This is a genomic window from Micromonospora sp. BL4 (assembly GCF_003667505.1).
In the GTDB taxonomy this organism is placed as follows: Bacteria; Actinomycetota; Actinomycetes; order Mycobacteriales; family Micromonosporaceae; genus Micromonospora.
This window is the reverse complement of the sequence record NZ_RCVJ01000199.1, coordinates 1-15,488: the sequence shown is the minus strand read 5'-3', so window position 1 is coordinate 15,488 and position 15,488 is coordinate 1. Positions and strand designations below refer to the sequence as shown.

Annotated in this window: 17 protein-coding genes; 9 read left to right on the top strand and 8 right to left on the bottom strand. The window is 70.7% G+C overall.

What is annotated here, in order from left to right; translation table 11 throughout:
- Positions 1–722 precede the first annotated feature (722 nt).
- Both EAD89_RS26780 and EAD89_RS26775 read right to left on the bottom strand, forming a co-directional pair.
- On the bottom strand, positions 723–986 hold the full coding sequence (locus tag EAD89_RS26780) for an SCO4848 family membrane protein (RefSeq protein WP_121677662.1): 264 nt from the start codon (positions 984–986) through the stop codon (positions 723–725).
- Positions 987–1,075: 89 nt separating this feature from the next.
- Positions 1,076–1,543 carry a hypothetical protein gene (locus EAD89_RS26775; protein WP_121677661.1) on the bottom strand — a complete coding sequence of 156 codons (468 nt, stop codon included), beginning with the start codon at positions 1,541–1,543 and terminating at the stop codon, positions 1,076–1,078.
- Between the two features lie 287 nt (positions 1,544–1,830).
- On the opposite strand from EAD89_RS26775, the gene EAD89_RS26770 reads away from it, so the two are divergent.
- From EAD89_RS26770 to EAD89_RS26745, 7 genes are all read left to right on the top strand, one after another.
- On the top strand, positions 1,831–2,295 hold the full coding sequence (locus tag EAD89_RS26770; protein ID WP_121677660.1) for a PRC-barrel domain-containing protein: 465 nt from the start codon (positions 1,831–1,833) through the stop codon (positions 2,293–2,295).
- A 9-nt stretch (positions 2,296–2,304) separates the two neighbouring features.
- Positions 2,305–2,475: a hypothetical protein gene (locus tag EAD89_RS30590; RefSeq protein WP_158609768.1), complete on the top strand. Its 171-nt coding sequence runs from the start codon at positions 2,305–2,307 to the stop codon at positions 2,473–2,475.
- Between the two features lie 88 nt (positions 2,476–2,563).
- Positions 2,564–3,652: a tryptophan--tRNA ligase gene (gene trpS / locus EAD89_RS26765; protein ID WP_121677659.1), complete on the top strand. Its 1,089-nt coding sequence runs from the start codon at positions 2,564–2,566 to the stop codon at positions 3,650–3,652.
- Between the two features lie 40 nt (positions 3,653–3,692).
- Entirely contained in the window at positions 3,693–4,904 is a 1,212-nt protein-coding gene (locus tag EAD89_RS26760) for a low temperature requirement protein A (protein ID WP_121677658.1), read from the top strand.
- A 104-nt stretch (positions 4,905–5,008) separates the two neighbouring features.
- The gene (locus tag EAD89_RS26755) at positions 5,009–5,359 is read left to right on the top strand and encodes a YciI family protein (RefSeq protein ID WP_199723290.1); all 351 of its coding nucleotides are present in this window, start codon (positions 5,009–5,011) and stop codon (positions 5,357–5,359) included.
- A gap of 26 nt (positions 5,360–5,385) precedes the next feature.
- Positions 5,386–6,642, top strand: coding sequence for an RNA polymerase sigma factor (locus EAD89_RS26750; protein WP_121677657.1), 1,257 nt, complete (start codon positions 5,386–5,388; stop codon positions 6,640–6,642).
- A 43-nt stretch (positions 6,643–6,685) separates the two neighbouring features.
- Positions 6,686–7,285 (top strand): HAD family phosphatase, encoded by a 600-nt coding sequence (locus EAD89_RS26745; protein ID WP_121652866.1) that lies wholly within the window; start codon positions 6,686–6,688, stop codon positions 7,283–7,285.
- 21 nt (positions 7,286–7,306) lie between these two features.
- Here EAD89_RS26745 and EAD89_RS26740 read toward each other — a convergent pair whose 3' ends face one another.
- Positions 7,307–7,825 (bottom strand): DUF6194 family protein, encoded by a 519-nt coding sequence (locus EAD89_RS26740; RefSeq protein ID WP_233579173.1) that lies wholly within the window; start codon positions 7,823–7,825, stop codon positions 7,307–7,309.
- On the opposite strand from EAD89_RS26740, the gene EAD89_RS26735 reads away from it, so the two are divergent.
- Complete coding sequence (locus EAD89_RS26735) at positions 7,824–8,609, top strand: TioE family transcriptional regulator (protein ID WP_121677656.1); 786 nt, start codon at positions 7,824–7,826, stop codon at positions 8,607–8,609. The genes EAD89_RS26740 and EAD89_RS26735 overlap by 2 nt on opposite strands.
- A 6-nt stretch (positions 8,610–8,615) precedes the next feature.
- Here EAD89_RS26735 and EAD89_RS26730 read toward each other — a convergent pair whose 3' ends face one another.
- The 4 genes from EAD89_RS26730 to EAD89_RS26715 form a co-directional block, all read right to left on the bottom strand.
- A complete protein-coding gene (locus EAD89_RS26730; protein WP_199733641.1) occupies positions 8,616–9,587 on the bottom strand; it encodes an NADP-dependent oxidoreductase in 972 nt (323 codons plus the stop codon).
- Between the two features lie 145 nt (positions 9,588–9,732).
- Positions 9,733–10,809: a DUF916 domain-containing protein gene (locus tag EAD89_RS26725; RefSeq protein WP_121677654.1), complete on the bottom strand. Its 1,077-nt coding sequence runs from the start codon at positions 10,807–10,809 to the stop codon at positions 9,733–9,735.
- 93 nt (positions 10,810–10,902) lie between these two features.
- Positions 10,903–12,876 carry an FN3 domain-containing metallophosphoesterase family protein gene (locus EAD89_RS26720; protein WP_121652874.1) on the bottom strand — a complete coding sequence of 658 codons (1,974 nt, stop codon included), beginning with the start codon at positions 12,874–12,876 and terminating at the stop codon, positions 10,903–10,905.
- A gap of 142 nt (positions 12,877–13,018) precedes the next feature.
- Positions 13,019–14,236, bottom strand: coding sequence for a HupE/UreJ family protein (locus tag EAD89_RS26715; RefSeq protein ID WP_121677653.1), 1,218 nt, complete (start codon positions 14,234–14,236; stop codon positions 13,019–13,021).
- 182 nt (positions 14,237–14,418) lie between these two features.
- On the opposite strand from EAD89_RS26715, the gene EAD89_RS26710 reads away from it, so the two are divergent.
- Complete coding sequence (locus EAD89_RS26710; RefSeq protein WP_121677652.1) at positions 14,419–15,090, top strand: hypothetical protein; 672 nt, start codon at positions 14,419–14,421, stop codon at positions 15,088–15,090.
- A gap of 70 nt (positions 15,091–15,160) precedes the next feature.
- Here the strand turns inward: EAD89_RS26710 and EAD89_RS26705 are convergent.
- A partial coding sequence (locus tag EAD89_RS26705) for a cellulose binding domain-containing protein (RefSeq protein ID WP_199733640.1) occupies positions 15,161–15,488 on the bottom strand: 328 nt, incomplete at its 5' end.

Below are 15,488 nucleotides of genomic sequence, written 5' to 3'. Positions count from 1 at the left end.
AAAGGAATCCCAACCAGCCAGACATAAAGCCCGACCAGTCCGGGGTATAAATCATAATTGGCACTGGCTTATCAAGCACCCTGTTGAGTTCTCAAAGAACAACCACACACCGATCAAAAGCCCCACCCAGTGGGACCCCATTTCGGGGCTTTCCGTCCGCGTCCCCGACGCTCACTGGCGCCGGGCACTTTTACTACGTTACCTCACCGTCTTCGCCGTGTCAAACCGTGTGTCCCGGTCTGTCGTGCTTCGTACGGGTTGGTCCCGGCGCACGTCCGCAGCAGCGAACCGCTGCGTCAGGTCGTCGGATTTGGCAGGCCGGCCGCTGCGGTGTCCCGCAAGCTCGCCCGGTGCCCTGCCGGTGGTAAACCTTACCCGGTCGGTTCCGCTGCACCAAATCCGCCTCGCGGCAGTTTGGCGAGCCCCGCCCGGACCGTGCCCTGCAGGAGCGAACCCCTACCTGACCCGGTTGCCCGCCCGATCCGGTGCTCCAGGACCTTCGTCCCGTTTGCCCCGTTCCGCGCTGGCAGAGAGAAAGTTACGCGTCCGTGGGTTTGATCGTCAAATCCGGGGCCAGCGTTCCACGTCACACTTGCTGCGTAGAGACGTTTCCCCAGGTCAACCCCGTTGGGTAGGCACGTAGGGGCCCGGCACCACCGCGCAAGCGGCTCCTCTACCTCACCGACAGTGACCGAATCTCGCACCGACTGGAACGTGGACGGTCAGACCGCTGGACGGTTCTGGCGTCGGCGGGAGGCGAGCCAGGCGCGGACGCCGAGGACCCCGACGGTGCTGCCGATTGCCAGGGACGCCCCGATCAGGAGGGCGTGCACCCACAGAAAGCTGGTGGCCGAGCCGTCCCCCACCACGCCGGACGTCCAGGAGCGCGGGTCCTGCCAGATGGCGACCGCGAACCTCGGCCAGATCACCCAGGTCCAGATCCCGACTCCGACCAGGAAGAGAGCCCACCCTCGCGACAGCACCATGGCAGCCGAGTATGCCAGCGGAGCTGGTCATGGGCCGGAACGCCGAGGTTTACCGGCACGAGGATGGACCGGTCCGTCGCCGTGGTGACTCAGAAGCAGGTTCCGATGCCACCGATCGCCGGGTTCGCCCGCTCGTGGTGGTGCACGGCGCCGCCCGGGTCGGCCGTCAGACCACCCCAGATCGTGCAGCCGCCCCGGACGTACGCCCGGACGGGGCCGGCCGCGTAGAGCCGGGCGCCGTCGTCGACCTGCGTCGGCAGGTACTCAGCAACGAGGTAGACCCGCGTGCGGGTGAGCGTGCCCGGGTAGGCCGACTTCACGGTCGCCGTGCAGGCGAAGCCGGTGACCCGGTTGTAGAGCAGGTGGACGGTTCCCAGTCCGCGGCCGGTCTGCGCGTCCCGGATCGGGTCCTGGTCGACCTCGACGTAGCCGAACCCACAGAGCGCCGGCGGCGAGTACGGGTCCGGCGCGCCGGCCTGCGCCGCGGTGCCGGCCCCGGCGACGATGCTGAGCGCGAGCGTCAGTACGGCGCCGAGCCGCGAAATGGTGCGGTACATCTGCGTCCCCCTTTGTTGCGTTGCCTGAATGCGGTACCAGAATGTCCACGGCGGACCAGCGATCGAATGTGCCGGACGGACACAGCACCGGTGCAACCGATGTGCGAGAAGCGAGGCGCATCCGCGCTGACCTGGGCGTACGCCCGGCCGATTATCGGCGCTCGATGCCTATGACGTATTTCTCAGCTGGTATTTCCGTGAACTCGAAATTGCCGAACTGTTTCCGACGGTGGTGAGTTGGGCACTGCGGAACGGGACAAACCGAAGACCCGTCACCGGAGGTGCCCGTGCAACCGTCGATGTTCAATCCCTGGGCCTGGCGCGACCCGTCCGCCCTCGCCGGTGGGTACGCGCAGACGACCCCGTCGGTCACGCCGCCGGACCGCTCGAACGCTCACCACGAGGGGCCGGACGCTCCCGGCCCCGGCACGCCCGTCGACCTCGTCGGCTACCGGGTAGAGGCGAGCGACGGGCGGATCGGCACCGTCGACGAGGCGAGCAACGAGGCGGACGCGCAGTATCTGGTGGTCGACACCGGGCCGTGGATCCTCGGCCACAAGGTGCTGCTGCCGGCCGGCACGGTGGCCAGGGTGGACCACCTGGAGCGCAGCGTGCACGTCGACCGGACCCGGCAGGAGATCAAGGACGCTCCGCCGTTCGACCCGGACGCGGCCGGCCCGGAGTACCGGGAACACGTCGGCGGCTACTACTCCGCCAACCATCCACCACACCAGGCACGGCCACACGGGTAGCGTGAGGCCGTGGTCCGGACGGGCAGCAGCGTGGCGGAGGCGGTCGACCTGGTCGACGGCCTGCCGCTCGGTGTCGTGCCCCGGACCAGCTCCGGCGATGGCCGTGAGCAACTCCTGGACGTCCTCCGTGCTGGTGGTCTGCGGTACCGCGCCGGCGCGCGATGGCGGACGGCTCGCTGAGCCGATCCCGCTGACCGACGAGGCGAACCTGCCCCGCTCGGCGCGCGCCCACGCGTGACCCACCTTCCCGCACGAGAGGCACACCACCATGTCCATCGCACGAATGCTCACCGGTGACCGGCCCACCGGCCGCCTGCACCTCGGCCACTACGTCGGCAGCATCGCCAACCGGGTGCGGCTGCATCAGCGCTACGAGAGCTTCTTCATCATCGCCGACCTGCACATGCTCACCACCAGGAACCGTCGCGAGGACATCGACCAGGTCTCCGGCAATGCCCGGGAGATGGTGACCGACATCCTCGCCGCCGGCGTGGACCCTGCGCGGGCGACCTTCTACCTCCAGTCGGCCATCCCGGAGGTCGGCGACCTCAACACTCTCCTGCAGAACCTGGTGACGGTGCCCCGGCTTGAGCGGGTGCCGTCGTTGAAGGACATGGCCCGGGACGCCGGCAAGGAGGAGATGCCGTACGGCCTGCTGGGTTATCCGGTGCTCCAGGCCGCGGACATCCTCTGCGTCAAGGGGGAGGTGGTCCCGGTCGGCCGGGACAACGCGGCGCACGTCGAGGTGACCCGGGAGATCGCACGCCGATTCAACCACCTGTACGGGCCGGTCTTCCCGGTCCCCGAACTGATCCCGGCGGACACGCCGAGCCTGGTGGGCACCGACGGCGCGGCCAAGATGAGCAAGAGCCGGGGCAACACGGTCGCCCTCTCCGACGACCCGGGCACGGTGCGCCGCAAGGTGCTCGGCATGTACACCGATCCGAACCGGGTACGGGCCGACGTGCCGGGAACGGTGGAGGGCAACCCGGTCTTCGCGTACCACGAGGTGTTCAACCCCGACCGGGACGAGGTGGCTGACCTCGCTCAGCGCTACCGGGCCGGGCGGGTGGGGGACGTGGAGGTGAAGGAGCGGCTGGTCGTCGCGCTGGAGCGGTTCCTGGCGCCGATCCGGGAACGTCGGGCCGCGATCGAAGCCGACCGTGGGCTGGTCGACCGGCTGATCGTCGAGGGCACCGAACGGACCCGCCAGGAGGTACGGCAGACGTTGATCGAGGTCCGCCGGGCGATGGGGTTGACCGGTGCGTACCAGCAGGTCCGCCGGCGGGCCGAGCGGAGCCGGCGGCGGACGGACAGCGCGGCCGTCCCGGCGGCGCCGAGCGGTGCGACCGGCTGAACCGTCCGTCGATGCGCCCGGGTTGGCGCAGACTGCGGGAATGAGGGGGATTTTCGGCGTTCGTCCGGTGCCGACTGCGGAGACGCACCGGACCACGATGTTCGAGATCTTCTTCGACCTGGTCTTCGTGTTCGCGCTCACCCGGGTCATCACGTTCATGGCGCAGCCACCGACCGCGCTCACCCTGGCCCAGGGGCTGCTTCTCCTGCTGTTGCTGATCTACTCCTGGGGGCCGTACCTCTGGTTGGGAAACCTGGTTCGCGCGGACGTCGGCGCGGTCCGCGCGGCCACCCTGACGGCGATGGCCGCGATCTTCGTGGCCGCGCTGGTGCTGCCGGACGCGTGGCGGCAGGGCCCGGAACTGTTCGACGCGCCGCTCACCCTCGCCCTGGCCTACCTGGTCACCAGGGCGGTGCAGCTCGGGGTGCTGTTCTGGGTGAGCGCAACGGACCCGCCGCTGCGCTCGACCCTCCGGTTCTTCGCCGTGCCGGCGACCGCGGCCTGGCTCCCGCTCATCGTCGGTGCGATGCTCGGCGGCACCGCACAGACAGCGCTCTGGACGCTGGCGTTCCTGGTGGACATCGGCGGCGCCCGGGTCGCGTCCGCCTACCGCCCGTGGCCGCTGCACAGCCTGGACCACTTCACCGAACGGTTCGGTCTGGTGCTCATCATCGCGCTGGGCGAGTCGCTGATAGCGGCGGGCGCAGGGCCGAGGTCGATGGCGCCGGTCGGGGCCGGCCTGGTGGCGGCGCTGCTCGGCCTCGTCATCACGGTCTGCCTGTGGTGGCTCTACTTCGACCGACTGGCGCCCGCCGCCCGGCGGTCCATCATGCTGGTGCCGCGTGAGCGGCGGTCCGACGTCGCCGGTGACGCGTACGGCCTCGTGCACGCGCCCCTGATCATCGGTGCGATCTACGTCGCGTTCGGCATCGAACAGGTGCTCGGTCACCTCACCGGGGAGAGCGATCGCGGTACCCGGTCGGGCTGGCTCGTCGCCACCGCCCTCTACGGCGGCGTCGCCCTCTACCTGCTCGCACGGCTGCTCTTCCGCCGGCTCACCGTCCGCGCGGTGCACCCGGCGCAGGTCGTCGTCGCGCTGGTGCCGCTGGCCCTCCTGCCGGTCGGCCGGGCCCTGCCCCCGCTGGCCGCGCTCGCCCTGCTGACCGTCTTCCTCATCGGCGTGACCTGGTACGAGCGGCGGTTCGACCGACGCGGCCCGCACCTCGAAGCAGCGCCGCCGGTCGGTCCCTGACCATCGGCAGATTTTCCGGCCGCCGTGTCGATATCCCCGGTGCGCGTTCGTCGTCATGCTGTACGGCGACCCGCCGTACCGAGAGGAGCCGAGGCGTGAAGTACATGCTGCTGTTCATGACCCCCGCGACCACCGACTGGAACGAGCCCGTCGACGGTTGCAGCTTCGAGGACTGGATCCGCTACGACCGCGAGATGAAGGACGCGGGAATCTGGGTGTCCGGGTACCCCTTGCAGGACCTGACCACCTGCACGAGCGTGCAGGTCGGTGCGGGCGGCGAACGCACGATCACCGACGGGCCGTTCGCCGAGACCCGCGAGGTGCTCGGTGGGTACGACATCATCGACGTGCCGGATCTCGACGCCGCGCTGGAATGGGCGGCCCGCAGCCCGGGTGCTCTCGGCGGCGGGTCGGTCCAGGTGCGCCCGGTCGCCGAGATCGAGGTGGAGGCCTGACGGTGCCCGGCCAGGGGGCAGGCGGCATGGAACAGGTCGGGTCGTCGGTCGAGGCGGTGTTCCGGGAGGAGCGCGGTCGGCTGCTCGCCTCGCTGGTGCACCGCTTCGGCGACCTCGACCTGGCCGAGGAGGTCGCCTCCGAGGCCATCGAGGCAGCGCTGGTGCACTGGCCGACCGACGGCGTTCCGAGTCGGCCGGGAGCCTGGCTGCTCACCACGGCCCGCCGCCGCGCCGTGGACCGGCTCCGCCGCGACCGAGTGCTGGCCACCCGGCTCGCCGTGCTCCAGGCCGAAGCCGAGCGGGCCGACGCCGCCCCACCCGCCGACGCGGACCGCGACCTGCCCGACGACCGGTTGGCGCTCTTCTTCACCTGCGCCCACCCGGCTCTGCCCGCCCAGGACCGCGGCGCGCTCACCCTGCGCTTCCTCGCCGGCCTAACCACGGCCGAGGTCGCGCGGGCGTTCCTGGTGCCGCCCGCGACCATGGCCCAGCGACTCGTCCGGGCCAAACGGAAGATCCGCGACGCCCGCATCCCGTTCCGGGTGCCGGGCGCCGACGAACTACCCGAACGCCTGCCCACGGTGCTCCAGGCGGTCTACTCGGTCTTCACCGAGGGGTACGCCGCCAGCTCCGGCCCGGATCTCCAGCGGACCGACCTCGCCGAGGAGTCCATCCGGCTGGCCCGGATCCTGCGCCGGCTGCTGCCCGCCGAGCGGGAGGTCGCCGGCCTGCTCGGGCTGATGCTGCTCACCCACGCCCGACGCGCCGCGCGTACCGGGCCGGACGGCGCGATGGTCCTGCTCGACGACCAGGACCGCGCACGCTGGGACCACCGGATGATCGACGAGGGGCGCCGGCTGGTGGTGGTCGCGTTGACCGGAGGACCACCCGGGCCGTACGGGGTGCAGGCCGCCATCGCCGCACTGCACGACGAGGCCGCCGACGTGGCCAGCACCGACTGGCCCCAGGTGGTGGCGCTCTACGACGTCCTGCTCGGTCTGGTCCCCTCGCCGGTCGTCGCGCTCAACCGGGCCGCCGCCGTGGCCATGCGGGACGGGCCGCAGGCCGGGCTCGTCCTGCTGGACGAGCTGGCCGACGATCCGCGGCTGGGCAGCTACCACCTCTATCCGGCCACCCGGGCGGACCTGCTGCGCCGGCTCGGCCGGTACGGCGAGGCCGCGGCGGCGTACCGCAGCGCGCTGACGCTGGTCGGCACCGAGCCGGAGCGGGCGCATCTGCTCCGGCGGCTGGAGTCCGTCACCGCCGAGGAGCCGGACGACTGAGCGGGAACGGTCGGCGGGGCGGCGCCCGCTGTACCCTGCTCCGATGAGTCTGCCCCTGCCACCCGGCGAGTTCGCGGCGTACCTGTTCGACTGCGACGGCACCATCGTCGACTCGATGCCGCTGCACTACGTGGCCTGGCAGCGGGCCCTGGACGAGTGGGGCTGCGAGTTCCCCGAGGACCTGTTCTACGCGTGGGGCGGCCGGCCGTCCGCCGACATCATCGTCGACCTGAACGAGCAGCACGGCCTGACCATGCCGGTGGCGACCGTCGACGAACGCCGGGAGAGCTACTTCCAGGAGCTGCTGCCGCAGCTCGCCGCCGTACCCGACGTGTTGGCGCACATCCACGACGCGCACCGGCGGGTTCCGTTCGCCGTCGTCTCCGGCGGCACCCGCGCCGCGGTCACCGCCTCCCTGGACGCGCTCGGCCTGCTGGACCGGTTCGACGTGCTGGTCTGCGCCGATGACTACACGCGAGCCAAGCCCGACCCGGAGGCCTACCTGCTCGCCGCGGAGCACCTCGGCGTACCTTCGGGCGCCTGCCTGGTCTTCGAGGACACCGACCTGGGCATCCAGGCCGCCACCGCGGCCGGCATGGCATCGGTACGCGTTCCGCGACCCCGCGACCGATCCGGCCGCTGACGCAGCCGGCCGGCGGCGGGCTCAGTCCGTCGGGCGGTGCTGGCGGTCGAGCGCGCGTCGGTGCCGCCGCAGCGCGCGGTGATGGGCGTGCGCGAGCAACCGGTCGACCTCGGCCAGGCTGCGCGGGCCCGGGTTGAGCACGCACGCCCACCCGTGGGTGCCGTACGCGGGATGGGGAACGACCTGGTCGAGGGCGGTGAAGTCGACCGCGGAACGATGCTCGGCGAATTGCGCCGGCGGGTAGCCGAACCGGCGTTCGAACCCCTCGCGGCCGAGGTCCAGGCTGAGCCGGAAGACGCCGGGCCGGTCGAGGTCCGAGTCCTCGTCGAAGCCGGCGGTGTCCTGCCCGACGAGAGTGGCGAACGGCCGGCGGCGGTCCGGCCCGACGAAGAAGAACCGGTCGCCCCAGCTGGACCGTGGGGCGCCGGACGCTTCGTCGGCCAGGACGACGGCCACCTCGGGCAGGGCGAGGATGAGTTCGGCGATGTCGTCGGCGCCGAGGTCGAACGACCAGGAGGCGGGCATGGGTGAAGAAGCCATGACCTTCACCGTATCGTTGAACCACCCGTTGAGACTTTCGTCGTCACCGATACCGGAGTCCGAGCTGAACTCTCAAACAGCAGAACGCGCCTACCGGCCGGTGGACCTGGCCCGCCAGCACGGCATCTCCAGCCAGGCCGTCCGCAACTACGAGAACGACGGCGTCATGCCCGCCGCCCGGCGCACATCGAGCGGCTACCGCGCGTACACCGAGGTGCACGCCGCGGCGCTGCGCGCGTACCTGGCGCTCGTCGCGGCGCACGGGTACGCGACGGGCGGGGAGATCATGCGGGCCGCCGTTCGCGGTGACCTGGACACCGCCCTGCGCGCCGTCGACACCAGCCACGCGCAACTGCTGCGCGACCGCGAGACGCTCGACGCCGTCGAGACGACCATCGGGGTGCTCACCGCCGCACCGGCACCGACCCCGCCCGGCCGGCCACTGGCCGTCGGCGACCTCGCCCACCGGCTCGGCGTGACACCGGCGACGCTTCGGAAGTGGGAACGGGCCGGCGTCCTGTCCCCGGCGCGCGACCACCCCTCCGGGCAGCGGCAGTACGGCCCCGAGGACGTCCGCGACGCCGAGCTGGCCCATCTCCTGCGCCGGGGCGGTTACCGGTTGGACCACATCGCGACCGTGATGCGGCAGGTACGCGCGGCCGACGGTCCGGGTCCGCTGGCGGCGTCCCTGCACGACTGGCGGCAGCGCCTGGCCACCCGGGGACACGCGATGCTGGTGGCTGCCGGTCACCTCGCCGGCTACCTGGCGACGGCCGGGCCGTGATCACCTCTAGCGGATCGTCAACAGCAGCTTGCCCGGAAAGGAGGTCGTCAGCCGCCGGTGGGCCTCCACCACCTTGCCGAGCGGGAACGTCTCGGCGACGTGCACCTGGAACGGGGCGGTCTCGATCAGCTCGTTGAGGCGCCGCATCTGCTCCTGGTCGGCCACACCGTCGTACGCCCGGACCTGCGCGCCCGGCCGCTCGCGCGGCTCCGGCTGCACACCGTGTGGGTACGCGACCACTCCGCCGTCGGCAAGCGCCTCGGTGAGCCGGTCCAGCGTCTTGCCGCCGGCCATGGCCAGGATGCCGTTCACCCCTTCCGGGGCGGCGTCCCGGATCTGCGCGAGCACCTCGGTGAGGTCGCCGCGGCCGTCGAGGGACACGTCGGCGCCGAGCCGGGTCACCAGCGTCACCCCGTCCCGCCCGGAGGCCACCGCGATCACGTTGAGCCCCAGCCGCTTGGCCAACTGCACGGCGAGGTGGCCCTGCCCGCCGCTCGCGCCGAAGATCAGCAGCCAGGCGCCGGCCGGCAGGCTCAGGGTGTCCAGCCCCGCGAGGGCGGTCAACGCGTCGGTGGGCATGGCGCCGGCGTGCTCTGCCGGCACACCCTCGGGCAGCTTCGCGGCGTACTGCGCCTTCGTCACCGCGTACTCGGCGTAGAAGCCGCCCTTCGGCCTGGTGGTGGCGGACACGTAGACCAGGTCACCCACCGCGACGTTGTTCACCTGGCTGCCGGCGGCGACCACGGTCCCGGCACCGTCGGAGCCGGGCACGATCGGGAACTCGGAGCCTTCGGGCACCAGCACGCCCTGGCGCTCGTACGCGTCCCACACCCCGACGCCGGCGCTCCACACCTTGATGAGCACCTCGTCGTCGGCGACCTCCGGAACCGGCAGCATCCGCAGGCTGATCACCTCCGGCCCGCCGAACTCGTCGAAGGCCGCAACCTGCATCCGCTCGGGCACATCCCCGTCAGCCATGTGGATTCCCTCTCCGCGCCGGCATCACCGTCGCAGCATGCCGGCTGCGGGAGGGGCCCGGTCCGGGGCTGAGCAGCGTTCACCCACAAGGGCGACCGACGGCGCTCGGCCGCCGCCCGTCACCGAGGGACGGCCGGTGGCGCGCTCAGGACGTCCGGGGCTCCTGGCCGCGCAGCGCCTGCTCGACGGCGTCGCGCACCCGGGCCTCCTCACGCGTCCGGTGCCGGACCCGGTTGCGGCGTCGGTACTGGATCGCCCCGACGAGTGCGGCGACCAGGACGACGAGCACCAGTGTCAGCATCCACGGCAGGGCCCAGCCGTGCGTCGTGGCCTGGACCGGCTTGAGCGAGGTGGTGGAGCCCGACGCGTCGGTGAGCCGGGGCGTGAGGGTTGCGGTCGCCGCCAACCACACGGCCGGCGCCACGCCGCGTACGGGCACCTTCACGGTCCAGCTCTCACCCGGAAGCAGCTCCGGTGGTGCCGTGATGTCGCCCGCTCCGACCCGCAGTGAACCGAACGGGCCCGAGACCGACACCGCCTGCTGGCCGGAGAGGGCGGCGTTACCGGAGTTGTGGATCTTGTAGGTGACCGTGGCGTCGCCCCGGCTGAACGGGTTGAGCGTCCCCCCGTACGTGACGTGCAGATCCTCGATCGCGAGGTTCGGCTTCAGTTCGCCGCCGACCCGCAACTTGATCCGGATGCCGAGGCGCCGATCCACGTTGATGCCCTCGGCCTGGTCCGCCTGGGTCAGCGAGGTGAGGATGCCGCCGACGTAGTCGCCGGGCGTGGCGTTGTCCGGAACATTGATCTTGAACGGGACCTGGGCGGTCTTGCCCGGCTGGATCGTGACGCTGCCGGAGTCGGCGTGGACCCAGGCGCCGACCGCCACGGACTTCCCGTCCTTGGCGAGCAGGTCGAGCTGGCCCGCGCCGGTGGTGAAGCCGTCGGCGGTGTAGACGGCCAGACTGAGCGGGACCGGTCCGCGGTTGGCGACGACCATCGCGTCCTCGACCCGTCCACCCGGGTTTACGGCGTAGCTGAAGCTGGACCGGGCGGCGCCGTAGCTGTTGGAGGCCGTTCGGACCGTCCAGGCGACGTCGCCTTTCGCCGCCAGCGCGGGACCTGAAGCCAGGCCGGCAACGGCGGAGGTGGCGAGCAGGGCGGCGGCGGTACGGAGCAGGGCGGCGACGGTCGTTTTCCGGCGCGTTGGGGTCGTCGACATCTCGGGGTCCTCAGGCGGTCTGGTTTCGTTCCGGAACGAGCGGCGGGGTAAACACCCGAAGATGCCTACCCCGCCAGCTCAGGGGGCGTCCGATCAGCTGCTCAGCGCAGTGATCGTCAGGGTGGTGCGGTAGCTGCCCTTCGCGATGCTGTCCGGGATCTTCAGATCCAGGTCAGCGCCGAGCTTGGCGCCACCTCGCGGGTGACCCTGCGCGGCCGCACCGAGGCCGCTGGAGACCGAGAGGCCCTTGCCCTGGTCGTCGAAGGACGACAGGACCGGGGCACCGGCCTCGGCACCCGCGCCGCCGTCGAGCACGTACGGGGTCCAGCCGAGGTAGGAGCCGGCGAACGTCTTGTCGCCGTCCTGGAAGTCACCCACGTTGGCCGAGATCGACCACGGAGCGAGCGAACGACGGCTGTCCGACACGAGAATCGGGTTGATCTTGCCGTTCGCCTCGAAGTAGGTGCCGTCGCGCTCCTGCGCGGTGCCCAGGTCGACCAGGCCGTTGTAGCCGTCGATCGTCCAGCCGAACTCACCCGGAGCCGGGTTCGGCACGTTGACCTGGATGGCCTGGCCGTCACCCTGGTACGGGTGCACGGTCACCTTGTCGACGATCGAGCCGACCGGCTGACCCTCGGCGGTGTTGGTGCAGGTGAGGCCCTTCTCGACGGCCGCGTTCGGCGCCGCGCAGGTGCCGCTGCGGACGTTCGCCAGAACCAGCTTGTCGCCGCGCACCTGCACCTTGACGTAGCTGCGGACGTGCTCCTGGTTCTGCACGGAGTTGTACCAGTACTTGCCCGGGTCCAGCGGGTCCGGGCCGTTGCCACGGATGCCGGTGCCGGTGCTGTCCGGCTTCTTGATGTCGTAGTACTTCGAGCCGGAGGCCGAGTTCGCCGTCACGTAGATGACGCCGCCCGGGCCGGGGAACACGTCGGCAGCACCGGGCTGCTCGGCGGGGTTCTCCTTCTGGCCGTTCTTGATGGAGTAGCTGCGGGTGTAGCTGTGGTCGTGGCCCTGCAGCACCATGTCGATGCCCAGGTTGGAGAAGGCCGTGGTGAAGTCTTCCCGCCGCTGCTTGTTGTCGCTGTCGGTCGCGTGGCTGGCCGGCGAGTAGATGGAGTGGTGGTAGACCAGCACCTTCCACTTGGCCTCGGAGCCGTGCTTGTTGATGACGTCGGTGATGTACGCGACGTGCGCCGCGTCGCCACCGGCGGAGCCGTCCGCGGGGTTGGCGTAGCTGTTGCTGTTGAGGTCGATGAACAGCACGTCCTTGTGGATGAACCAGTAGTCACCGCCGGACCGGGTCGACGGGTCCCCGCTGTAGTACTGGGACGAGCGATCGGTGTTCGGGGTGAAGTGATGCTGCTCGTAGGACTTGCCGCCGACGTCGTGGTTGCCGATGGTGGCGACGAGGGGGTACTGGCGCAGCTGGTCGGGGGCCAGGAACGAGGTCCACTGGCCCTCGTCGTTGGCGCTCTCGACGTGGTCGCCGGCGGACACCAGCAGCTCGGTGTTCGGGTTGGCCGCGGTGGCGACCTTCAGGGTCTCCTCCCAGCCGGCCTGGTCCTTCAGCCGGTCACCCGAGGAACCGATCTGGGGGTCACCGAAGAACAGGAAGTCGTAGTCGCCCTCGAAGTCCTGCGTCTTGAAGGCGTACGCCGGGGACCAGCTGCCCTCGGCACCGACCCGGTACGAGTACGCCGTGTTCTCGCGCAGGTTGGTGATGGTGGCGTGGCGGTTGAAGCCGGTGGTGGAGGTGTTCGCAGCGCCGACGGCGTCGAAGCTGAGGGCGCTGGCCGGGAACTCGCCGTTGACGATCTCGGCGGTCGGGGCGAGCTGGATCTTCTGCGCGGTGTCGGCGGAGGAGTACCAGGTCACCACGCGCTGGGTCTCGTTGGCGCCGACGCCGAGGACGACGCCCGTGATCGTGGTGGCCTCGGCCGCGCTGGCGGTGGCCGTCAGGCCGCTACCGATGGCTACGGAGATTCCGAGGAATCCCGCTGCGACCCCGGCGACCACACGCCGCCGCACGAGCCCGGAGGCCCGGGTGGAGGTGCTCAATGTCATCGACATTGTTCCCTTTTCAAATAGAGAAATGGATGATCCGCTCCCGACGATGGGGAAGCGTATTCACGGTTTCGCCGCGGGGTGAACCAGCCATGAACGTGATCTTGCGGATGGCTGCACGTCGCGCATTACTTAGCCCTGCTCACGACCCCGACACGCGTTGCGCGAACCAGACCAACCCCATAATGGACACGCCGGCGGAAATGGCCCCGGTCGCCCAGAGGCCGGCTTTCGGCGCTCGACGGCGCAACGCGATCAGCAATGGAAAGACGGCCGCGATAATCGTCAGCTGGACGACCTCGATGCCGACGTTGAACACCAGCAGGGACCACAACAGGGTCCACGACCACGCCTCGTCGATGCCGAGCGCGCCCGCGAATCCCAGGCCGTGCACGAGGCCGAAGCAGAACACGACGCCGAGGCGGATCCAGCCGGCGCGGTCCAGGCTGAAGTGGCCGCGGCCCGCCGGATCGAGGTCGGTGGCGTGGTCGCCGCGCCGCCAGATCCCCCACAGGTGCCAGCCGGCGACCACGGCGATCGACAGCGCGATGATCGGCTCCACGACCCTGGCCGGCACCTCGACCAGGCCGAGGGCGGCCAGCATGAACGTCACCGAGTGCGCCAGGGTGAAGCTCGTGGCCGCGAGCACGATCTCCCGCAGGCGCCGCGACCCGGCGATGAGCGCCAGCAGGAACAGGAGGTGGTCGATCCCGGAGAGCAGGTGCTCGGCGCCCAGCAGGAAGAACTCGCCGAACCGCTCCTGCCAGGACTGGGCGGTCGAGAAGGAGGGGTTGCCGGCGTCGAGAGCCGCGCTGCCCGAACGGCCGTCGATCTCGTACGTGACGATCGTCTTGGTGCCCTTGACGTAGCCCTCGTCGTCCGGGAACAGCGCGCTGCGCACCTCGTGCTCGTCGGTCCGCTGGGGACAGGCCCAGTCGAGCAGCAGGTTCGCGTACGGCACGCCTTCGCGCTCGCCGATCGTCGCGTCGCCCACCTGCGCGGGCTGGCACGCCGCATCCCGTGCGGTGACCGTGAAGCGGTCGGCGACGTATCTGAGGGTCGTCTCGGCGTGCTTGCGCAACGCCGCGGCCTGCGCGTCGGAGTCACCCGCCTCGAACGCGGCCGTTCCCTCCTGAAAGAGCGGATCATCGGCACCGGAATCGGCGACGGACACGACGAGAAGGTCGTATTCGAGCTCCACTCCCGTGCGTATGTGACCCTCGTCTCCCGGTGTGATTTTTGCGTACACGGTCGACGAGAAGCCGTGGGCGGAGGCCGGACCGGCGCCCAGGAATGGGATAACCGCCGCAGCGATCCCGACAAGAATGACGATAACGGTATGGCGGACGCGCCTGAACATGCGACTCCCTCAGTTGGCCAGTGCACGCTGCACGCCGTTGGTGAACACGAGCCCGCCCGCCGACGAACCGATGGAAAACAAAATCCCGCAGCGGCGACCCGTGCATCGGAAGTGGCCGGAACTGGGATAGGAATACGAAGAAGTACGCACACTTTTCCGCCACCTTCCGGAGGACGATCGCCTTGCGCCCCCCGCTTCGGGCCGTTGCCGTGCTGGCCGCCGCCGCGCTGGTCACCGGATGCAGCTCCGGCGACGACTGGTCAGAGCCGCGCCCCAGACCCACCGCCGTCGGCTCCCTCGGCCCGGGGTTCGTCGACCCTTCCACGACGCCCGCTCCGGAGGGGACGATCCGGCCGCGGCCCGACTCGTGGACCGGTGTCCACCCGGCCCGGGACTACCGGGTGGTGCTGCTCACCGCCGGCGACGACCAGCCGACCAAGGCTCTCGTGACGGCCGTCGAGGGCTGGGCGGACGACGAACACCTCGATCTCAGGAAGATCGTCGCGGGGAACGCCCACGACGCCGTTCCCAGCATCACCAAGGCCATGGGGATGCATCCCGACCTCATCGTCAGCGCGGGCAACGACCTCATCGACGCCCTTGCGCTGGTCACCCCGAGCCACCTGGAACAGCAGTTCCTCGTGGTGGGAGCGGAGCTGGCCGAGCCCACCCACAACGTGACGTCGGTCGACTGGTCCGGTGCGTCGTTCCGTGGTGAGGGGCTCGGCGCGTCCTCGACGTACGACCCCGGCTCGTTCACCGCCGAGCGCTGCGCGGCCGCCATCCGGGCGGGCGTGGCGGCCGTGCTCAGCGACCTGACCGGGATCGTGATCTGGCTCGACCAGACCGAATGACCCGGGGTGGTCCGCCGCCTCCCGGGCCCGGTGTGGCGGCGCACGGCCTGCCCACCGGGCCCTGAGGGCTCTAGGGCGTGGAGCAGGTGGGGGTCATCCCCCCGCCGGTTCCGGCGCCCTGGTAGCCGAACTCGGTGGACTGGCCGGGTGCGATGGAGCCGTTGTGACCGACGTTGGTGAACCGGACCGTTCCGGTGTCCCCGCTGCGGTTGGCGTTCCAGGCGTTGGTGACGCTGGCGCCCGGCGGCAGGGTCATGGTGACCGTCCAGCCGTTGACCGGCGTCGAGCCCGCGGTCACCCGAACCGTGGCGACGAAACCGCCCGTCCACTGGTTGACCGACACCGTCGCCGCGCAGCCGCCACCGGTCGGAGGCGGCGTGGTCGGGGGCGGCGTGGTC

Bases quoted from the DNA above. Each gene is read 5' to 3' on its own strand.
- EAD89_RS26735 (WP_121677656.1), top strand. From the start codon at position 7,824: ATGACCTTCACCGTATCGTTGAACCACCCGTTGAGACTTTCGTCGTCA.
- EAD89_RS26725 (WP_121677654.1), bottom strand. From the start codon at position 10,809: ATGTCGACGACCCCAACGCGCCGGAAAACGACCGTCGCCGCCCTGCTC.
- EAD89_RS26715 (WP_121677653.1), bottom strand. From the start codon at position 14,236: ATGTTCAGGCGCGTCCGCCATACCGTTATCGTCATTCTTGTCGGGATC.
- EAD89_RS26720 (WP_121652874.1), bottom strand. From the start codon at position 12,876: ATGACATTGAGCACCTCCACCCGGGCCTCCGGGCTCGTGCGGCGGCGT.
- EAD89_RS26745 (WP_121652866.1), top strand. From the start codon at position 6,686: ATGAGTCTGCCCCTGCCACCCGGCGAGTTCGCGGCGTACCTGTTCGAC.
- EAD89_RS26755 (WP_199723290.1), top strand. From the start codon at position 5,009: ATGCTGCTGTTCATGACCCCCGCGACCACCGACTGGAACGAGCCCGTC.
- EAD89_RS26760 (WP_121677658.1), top strand. From the start codon at position 3,693: ATGAGGGGGATTTTCGGCGTTCGTCCGGTGCCGACTGCGGAGACGCAC.
- EAD89_RS26780 (WP_121677662.1), bottom strand. From the start codon at position 986: ATGGTGCTGTCGCGAGGGTGGGCTCTCTTCCTGGTCGGAGTCGGGATC.
- EAD89_RS26730 (WP_199733641.1), bottom strand. From the start codon at position 9,587: ATGGCTGACGGGGATGTGCCCGAGCGGATGCAGGTTGCGGCCTTCGAC.
- EAD89_RS26750 (WP_121677657.1), top strand. From the start codon at position 5,386: ATGGAACAGGTCGGGTCGTCGGTCGAGGCGGTGTTCCGGGAGGAGCGC.
- EAD89_RS26775 (WP_121677661.1), bottom strand. From the start codon at position 1,543: ATGTACCGCACCATTTCGCGGCTCGGCGCCGTACTGACGCTCGCGCTC.
- trpS (WP_121677659.1), top strand. From the start codon at position 2,564: ATGTCCATCGCACGAATGCTCACCGGTGACCGGCCCACCGGCCGCCTG.
- EAD89_RS26740 (WP_233579173.1), bottom strand. From the start codon at position 7,825: ATGGCTTCTTCACCCATGCCCGCCTCCTGGTCGTTCGACCTCGGCGCC.